This is a genomic window from Pseudomonas emilianonis (assembly GCF_023072625.1).
Lineage (GTDB): Bacteria > Pseudomonadota > Gammaproteobacteria > Pseudomonadales > Pseudomonadaceae > Aquipseudomonas > Aquipseudomonas paraveronii.
This window is the reverse complement of sequence record NZ_JAKNRV010000287.1, coordinates 1-6792: the sequence shown is the minus strand read 5'-3', so window position 1 is coordinate 6792 and position 6792 is coordinate 1. Positions and strand designations below refer to the sequence as shown.

Annotated in this window: 6 protein-coding genes and 1 tRNA gene; 3 read left to right on the top strand and 4 right to left on the bottom strand. The window is 60.4% G+C overall.

Features of this window, described 5'->3' with window-relative positions; genetic code table 11:
• The 3 genes from L9Z73_RS22635 to sctW all read right to left on the bottom strand — a co-directional run.
• The coding region (locus tag L9Z73_RS22635) for an FHA domain-containing protein (RefSeq protein ID WP_247405712.1) at positions 1 to 276 on the bottom strand (276 nt) is incomplete at its 3' end.
• A gap of 37 nt (positions 277 to 313) precedes the next feature.
• Positions 314 to 2407 (bottom strand): type III secretion system export apparatus subunit SctV, encoded by a 2094-nt coding sequence (gene sctV / locus L9Z73_RS22630; protein ID WP_247405709.1) that lies wholly within the window; start codon positions 2405 to 2407, stop codon positions 314 to 316.
• Complete coding sequence (gene sctW, locus L9Z73_RS22625) at positions 2404 to 3468, bottom strand: type III secretion system gatekeeper subunit SctW (protein WP_247405706.1); 1065 nt, start codon at positions 3466 to 3468, stop codon at positions 2404 to 2406. The genes sctV and sctW overlap by 4 nt, the downstream gene beginning before the upstream one ends.
• A gap of 263 nt (positions 3469 to 3731) precedes the next feature.
• On the opposite strand from sctW, the gene L9Z73_RS22620 reads away from it, so the two are divergent.
• Positions 3732 to 4283 carry an RNA polymerase sigma factor gene (locus tag L9Z73_RS22620; protein WP_247405702.1) on the top strand — a complete coding sequence of 184 codons (552 nt, stop codon included), beginning with the start codon at positions 3732 to 3734 and terminating at the stop codon, positions 4281 to 4283.
• A 50-nt stretch (positions 4284 to 4333) separates the two neighbouring features.
• On the opposite strand, the gene L9Z73_RS22615 is transcribed toward L9Z73_RS22620, so the two are convergent.
• Positions 4334 to 5530: an MFS transporter gene (locus L9Z73_RS22615; protein ID WP_247405699.1), complete on the bottom strand. Its 1197-nt coding sequence runs from the start codon at positions 5528 to 5530 to the stop codon at positions 4334 to 4336.
• Between the two features lie 409 nt (positions 5531 to 5939).
• Here L9Z73_RS22615 and L9Z73_RS22610 point away from each other — a divergent pair, with 409 nt between their 5' ends.
• Complete coding sequence (locus L9Z73_RS22610) at positions 5940 to 6179, top strand: hypothetical protein (protein ID WP_247405696.1); 240 nt, start codon at positions 5940 to 5942, stop codon at positions 6177 to 6179.
• Between the two features lie 152 nt (positions 6180 to 6331).
• Positions 6332 to 6408, top strand: a tRNA-Met gene (locus tag L9Z73_RS22605).
• The last annotated feature ends 384 nt before the right edge of the window (positions 6409 to 6792 follow it).

Below are 6792 nucleotides of genomic sequence, written 5' to 3'. Positions count from 1 at the left end.
CTGGAAGGTTTGAATGCTGCCCAGCGAAAACGGCGTATTGAGCGCCAGGTCGGCGATCTGCGCCAGCGCCTGCCCGCTGCTGCTTTGCAACAGCCCGGCTTCAGCCTGCACCGACCAGAACCCGTCGATCAGCCGCAGCTGCGCGTGATGCTCGACCACCCCCGCGTCGTTCAGCAGCAGATCCGCGTCAGCGTGGCAACCCAGGCTCCACTGCTCGCCAAACAACGGCAACGCAGCGCCCTGATTCAAACCTTCCAGCACGCGCAGCTCAAACATCAGCACGTCCTCCCTGGCGCGGGTATGCAGGTTGCGCTCATGCCGCCGCTCCTCGCATCAGCTCGTCCTGGCCAAGGTCAAAGCGCCCCAGCACCTTGACCTTGGAGGCGCTCCCCAGCTCAGCAAACGACAGCACCGGTACATGGCTGAACTCTTCAATCAGTAACGTGCGCAAGGGACTGCGCAGGTCCTGGGCGACCAACATCACGCTCTTGCTTTTGGGCCGCACGGAAAACGCTTGGTTAAGCAGGTTGACCAACGAAGCGCTGCTGTCGTTGTCGAGGGCGAAGAACACCCCGGTCTGGGTCTGGCGCAGCGCCTCGCGCAGCACGTTTTCGGTCTGCGGCGACAACAGCCAGGCATGCAGGCCGTCCGCCTCGCTGTACTGGTGGAAAATCTGCGATTTAAGCGCAATGCGCGCGTAGTCCGCCAAGGCGTCCGGCTCACGTTCATGCTGACCGTACTCGATCAACGACTCGACAATCAGGCGCACGGCACGTAACGGCACACCTTCACCCGCGAGGCGCTGCAGCACCGCCGAGAAGCGCGACAGCGGCATGATCCGCTGCAGCTCCTGCACCAGCTCCGGCTGGTTGTGCTCAAGCCAGCCGAGGATCGCCTTGCTCTCCTGAATCCCAAGAAACTGCGGGCCGCTGAGCATCATGGCCTGCTTCATGCGGTCGATGATCAGGCTGGTTGCGCTGAAGCGTTCCAACTGCGGGTCATCCAGCAGCGGATCGTCGGGCGGCAGCCAGAGCCAGTCCTGCTCGTCGCGCTCGGCCAACCCCTGCACCGCGTGGGCCGGCTCATCTGCCAGCGCCTTGCGTTCCACCGCCACCAGCATGACCACCGACGCCTTGATCATCGGCACTTCGTGGACGCAAAAACGCATCTCATCGTCGGCCAGCGAGGCGACGAGTTCGACCTCGAACGGTGGCAGCGTCAGGCCGATGTTGGCGACCATCGCATTGCGCGCCTGGCGAATCCCGTGGATGAGTTCCGTGACCTCGGGCGAACCTTGCAGAACCGGTGAAAACTGCAACAGGTAGGGACGCGACGGATCGAACCCGCGCAAATCTTCGTCGCCGTTGTCTTCAGGGCGAACCACATCGGTGGCTTCCGCTTGCGGCTCTTCCTCGCGCTGGCGTTGACGCGCCAGGTAATAACCGAGGCCGCCCGTCATCATCGAAATGAGGATGAAGACCAACGTAGGCATGCCCGGCAAGGCGGCAAAAGCCAGCATGCCCACCGACGCGATCATCCAGCTCTTGGGTTCGCTGGTCATCTGCCGGGCAATTTCCGCGCCCATGTTACTGGCACCCTTGCGCCCATCCGGTGCCGCACGGGTGATGATCATGCCGGCGGTCAGCGAGATCAGCAGCGCGGGAATTTGCGCAATCAGGCCGTCACCGATGGTCAGCACCGAATACAACGCCATCGAGTCGCCAGCGCTCATGCCGTGCTGGAACATCCCGGTGGAAAAACCGCCCAATAGGTTGATCACCACAATGACCAGCCCGGCAATCGCATCGCCTTTAACGAACTTCATCGCGCCGTCCATTGCGCCGAACAACTGGCTCTCGCGGCCCAACTGCTCACGCTTGTCACGCGCCTGGCCGCCGTCGATCAAACCGGCACGCAGGTCGCTGTCGATGGACATCTGCTTGCCCGGCATCGCGTCGAGGCTGAAACGCGCCGCCACTTCGGCCACCCGCTCCGAGCCCTTGGTAATCACCAGGAAGTTGACGAGCGTCAGGATCATGAAAATCACCAGCCCCACCGCCAGGTTACCGCCCACCACGAAGTTGCCGAACGCTTCCACGATGTCACCCGCGTCCTGCTCCAACAAAATCAAACGCGTGGTGGCAATCGACAGCGCCAGACGAAACATGGTGGTCAGCAGCAAAATCGAGGGGAAGGAAGAGAACGCCAACGGCCCGGGCAAATACAGCGCCAGCACGATCAACAGGCAGGAAATACAGATATTCAGCGCAATCAGAATATCCACCAGCCAGGTCGGCAACGGCACGATAAAGATAAACACAATGGCCATGACCACCACCGCGCCCAATACCTCGGCACGCCGCGCCACCTTGAGCAGCACAGCGTTGATGGTCGCCAGCACCTTCATGCGCTGCCCCTCAATTCGCTGGCAATATGGGCGTCGCCCCGCTCCACCCGTGTGAACTCGTCCATCACCAACAAGAATTTGTGCAAGGCCTCCTGGCGCCCGCGGCTGTCACGCCACAAGCTCTGAGGCAGGCGCTGAATCACCGGGTACAGGCCGTTGAGGGACACCAGTTGGCCGATCGCCAGCTCGCCACCGAGGTCTTCGGCCAGGCGCAATACCTCGCCCGAATCGACACCCGTGGCGGTGTACCCCAGCAGGCGCTGCAACAGACTCACCGAATCCTCATCGGTGCTCAGGCGCTGCAGCAATGCCTGGCAATTGGCTAACGCCCCGCCCAACTGAGCGCAGCTTTGCAGCCCCAGCAGCAACGTGCGCAACTGCGCCGTGGGCACCGAGGGCGAATGCGCGGCGATGTCATCAGCCAGGGCCCGGCGCATCACATTGAGGCCGTCAGCGAAGCGGTCACCGCCGAACAGGCCCAACAACGATTGCATCATCGTTGCCAGGGATTGGCGCGTGACCACACTGGCGTAATACAGCGAACGCACGGCCTGGCGCTCTTGCGGATTGCCAGCGGCCTGCTCCAGCGCAAAGGCAGTGTTCAGGCCGGCCTGGATTTCCCCCTTGAAGCGCACCCGCAACCGGTCAATTGCCTCTTGCGCCAAGGCCTCTTCGCTAACGCGCACTTCGGCTTGCGCCTGCGCCGCCACATGCTTGAGCACCACGAATGCGCGCGCCGGGTCGCCGCCGGTCAGCGCCAGCAACTTGTCCGCGCTGACTTTGTGCATCAGTTGTGAACGCACCCGGCGCGACATTGACGCCATGGTCTCCTGGGCCGGGTGGCCCAATTGATCGTAGATGCGCGCGAGTTGCTCGACGGCAGGCACGGCCACACCCATCGCGCGGCGGTTCAACGCCTGGCTGTTAAGCGCAACTTCCTGATTGAAAATCTGGGCGATGTCGTCGTGCTCTGTCGCCGCAGCCGCTGTTTGGCCGGCGCTGACGCGAGGTTGTTCCACGCGTTGGATCAGTTGCACATCGTTGAGCGATTCGACTTTCATGGGGCGGGCCAGGACGTAGAGTTTGTGTCCCTATGTGGCAAACGCAGGCTTTACGGTTCCAACAAATTTCGCCCATGCGCGGTTTTGAAATTACCGGCACAACCCTACCCGGGCTTTTGCAAGAAACCGCACAAAACCCTCCAAACAAAAAATATTTATTTATATAAAACAACAGCTTGTGATTTTTTTCTGATTGGCACAGCCGGTGCTAAAGGGGTTCCCATCGAAACCATTTCGATCGCGTCCACCCTGAGGAACAAATCATGGATATCCCTATTGGTGCTTTAGCTCACCTTGTTGGCGGCTCGCCTCAATTCATGCTCCACCTGACGGACGACCAGCAAAAGAAGCTCCGGCGCTTCATACACAAGCGCGTACTCAACCCGGAAGATGCGGACGATATTCTGCAGTTGACGTACCTGGAGGCCTGGCGCAACAGGGAGCGTTTCAGCGGCCAGGCAACCCTTAGCACCTGGATGTGCGGCATTGCGCAGAACCTGATCCGCAACCACTTCCGGCGCATGTATGCCAAACCGGTGCATTGCGAATTCGATGAAGCGCTGTGGCACGGCCAGGAAGACAGCCAGAACCTGGATTGGGAGTTCGAGGTCAACCGCCGCCTGGAAAAAACCCTGGTCGCCATCAAGGACCTGCCCAGCGAGATGCGCAAAACGCTGTACGCCTCGCTGGAAACCGACGGCAGCTATCAGGACACCGCCGACGCCCTCGACATCCCGATCGGCACCGTGCGCTCACGCCTGTCACGGGCGCGCGAACACCTAAAGCGCGCCACGCGCACCCCGTTACAACCGTAGTCCAGCCTCGCTGGCAACCGTTGGGCGAGAGGGATATCTGCCCAACAGTATCAAGCCTTTTTCGTGCGCGGCAGCAAGATCGCCAGCAGCCCGAACAGCGGCAAGAACGCGCATAGCCGGTACACGTACTCGATGCCGCGACTATCCGCCAGGTGCCCCAGCAGCGCCGCACCGATCCCGCCAAAACCGAACATCAGCCCGAAGAACACCCCGGCGATCATCCCCACATTGCCCGGCACCAACTCCTGCGCGTACACCACAATCGCCGAGAAGGCCGAGGCCAGTACGAAGCCGATAATCACGCTGAGCACGCTGGTCCAGAACAGGTCCACATGGGGCATCAATAAGGTGAACGGCGCAGCGCCAAGGATCGAAAACCAGATCACCGCCTTACGCCCGATCCGGTCGCCAATCGGCCCGCCAAAGAACGTCCCCGCCGCCACCGCGCCGAGGAACAGGAACAGGTGCAACTGCGAGCTGGCCACCGACAGGTCGAACTTCTCGATCAGGTAAAACGTGAAGTAACTGGTGATGCTCGCCATGTAGAAGTACTTGGAAAACACCAGCAGCCCCAGCACCACCAGCGCCGCCATCACGCGTTGCTTCGACAGCCCATGCGTCGCCGCCTGGCCGGCCTTGAGCGTGAACAGGCTCAAGTGCGTGCGATACCAGCGGCTGATCGCATACAGCACCACCAGCGCAAAGACCGCGAACAGACCGAACCAGGCCACATTGCCCTGGCCGAACGGAATGATGATCGCCGCCGCCAGCAACGGGCCGAACGCCGAGCCCGCGTTGCCGCCGACCTGGAACGTCGACTGTGCCAGGCCATAACGCCCGCCCGACGCCAGCCGCGCCACGCGGGACGCCTCCGGGTGAAAGGTCGACGAACCGATCCCGATCAACGCCGCCGCCAGCAAAATCAGCGCGAAGCTGCCGACCTGGGACATCATCACAATCCCCACCAGGGTGCAGACCATCCCGCACGGCAACAGAAACGGCTGGGGATGCCGATCGGTGTAATAACCCACCCACGGCTGCAACAGCGAGGCGGTGAGCTGGAACGTCAGGGTAATCAGCCCGACCTGGGTGAACGTCAGGCCATAGCTGGCCTTGAGCATCGGATAGATCGAGGGCAGCACTGACTGGATCAAGTCATTGATCAAATGCGCCAGCGCCACCGCGCCGATGATCCGCATGACCAACGGGCTGGTTTGCCCGGCGGCGGGGGAATTGCCAAGAGCCATAAGAGGGTTCCGTACAGCGGGGGAATGCACAGGTGCAGGTGCGACAATGTGCCACTTTTACACGCAGCAAGGCTATCCCGTTAGGGAGCTAACGACGTTGCGGTCATGCTTTGTAAAAGGCCAGCAGGGTGGATCGCTTTAATTTGAAGGATGTTTCCTAGACAATCCCCGGCGCCTTGTGCCTGTGGAAACCGCTGGCTAGTCTTCGATCCGTCACTGGAATCAGTGATCGGGTTTAGCAGCCCGTTTCAATAGACGCACGGTTCATGTCTCCGCTTATGGTGGCTGTGCGTGGGGCACCTTCGGGTGCGCTGGTTTTCCTATTGACCGGTCTGCTAACCCGCGTACAGCTGCCACCCCTCGTTTAGCAGCGTAGGTGGCCGCTCTCTCGTTCAATAGGAGCTACACCATGACCAAAGCACTCCCCGATCCGCCCATCGACTGCCTCGCCGTCAACGAACACCTCAGCTTCGAAGACGCCCAGCTCTACATCGCCCACCTGATCCACAGCGCCTCGGCCACCGTGCTGGACTGCGGCGACCACCTGCCCCCCCACGACCGCGCCAAAATCCACGCCGTGTGGCACCTGCTGGAAATGGCCAAAACCGTGGTCGACCGCTCCATCGACTGCATGCCCCGCACGTCCTGACCGTCAACGCCGATCAACTGCGGGAGACCTGCAAATCCCCCGCCACCCGTCGGCCCAGCCAGGGCTTTTCGTTAAACAGTTGAAAGCGTAGATAAAAATTCAATAAAAACGCTTGACGCTTTGTCGTTCTCCGCGAATAATGCGCGCCACTTGGCTACATAGCTCAGTTGGTTAGAGCATAGCATTCATAATGCTGGGGTCCGGGGTTCAAGTCCCTGTGTAGCCACCAAGTACCGATCCATAGATGTCTACAGCAGTCTATGAATCACCTCAAGAAGCCCGCCTAGTGCGGGCTTTCTTGTTTCTGGCTATCTCTCCTTGTATCCCCTATACCTTTCTCCTCAGACCAAATCGTCTGTTTCGCTGGTCACCTAGCAGGGCCGCTGGTAACCACTAAAAGTAACCACCTCGCATGGTTACCCTCTATCAAAACACCCCCCACAAGCGCACAGAAAGGATTGAAGCGTGACTTTCATACAGAAGTGGCTAGTGGACTGAGCGGTTAATTCATTTATCTAATGGTAACGATATACTGTGCGTCCAATGTCATGGATTGGTTATGCGCATGGCCCGACCGACTTCCCCCTTCGCTTTAATGCCTTCCGATCTCATC

What these genes read in the sequence shown, in the direction of transcription:
- L9Z73_RS22615 (WP_247405699.1), bottom strand. Translation starts at nt 5,530, where the DNA reads ATGGCTCTTGGCAATTCCCCCGCCGCCGGGCAAACCAGCCCGTTGGTC.
- L9Z73_RS22610 (WP_247405696.1), top strand. Translation starts at nt 5,940, where the DNA reads ATGACCAAAGCACTCCCCGATCCGCCCATCGACTGCCTCGCCGTCAAC.
- L9Z73_RS22620 (WP_247405702.1), top strand. Translation starts at nt 3,732, where the DNA reads ATGGATATCCCTATTGGTGCTTTAGCTCACCTTGTTGGCGGCTCGCCT.
- sctW (WP_247405706.1), bottom strand. Translation starts at nt 3,468, where the DNA reads ATGAAAGTCGAATCGCTCAACGATGTGCAACTGATCCAACGCGTGGAA.
- sctV (WP_247405709.1), bottom strand. Translation starts at nt 2,407, where the DNA reads ATGAAGGTGCTGGCGACCATCAACGCTGTGCTGCTCAAGGTGGCGCGG.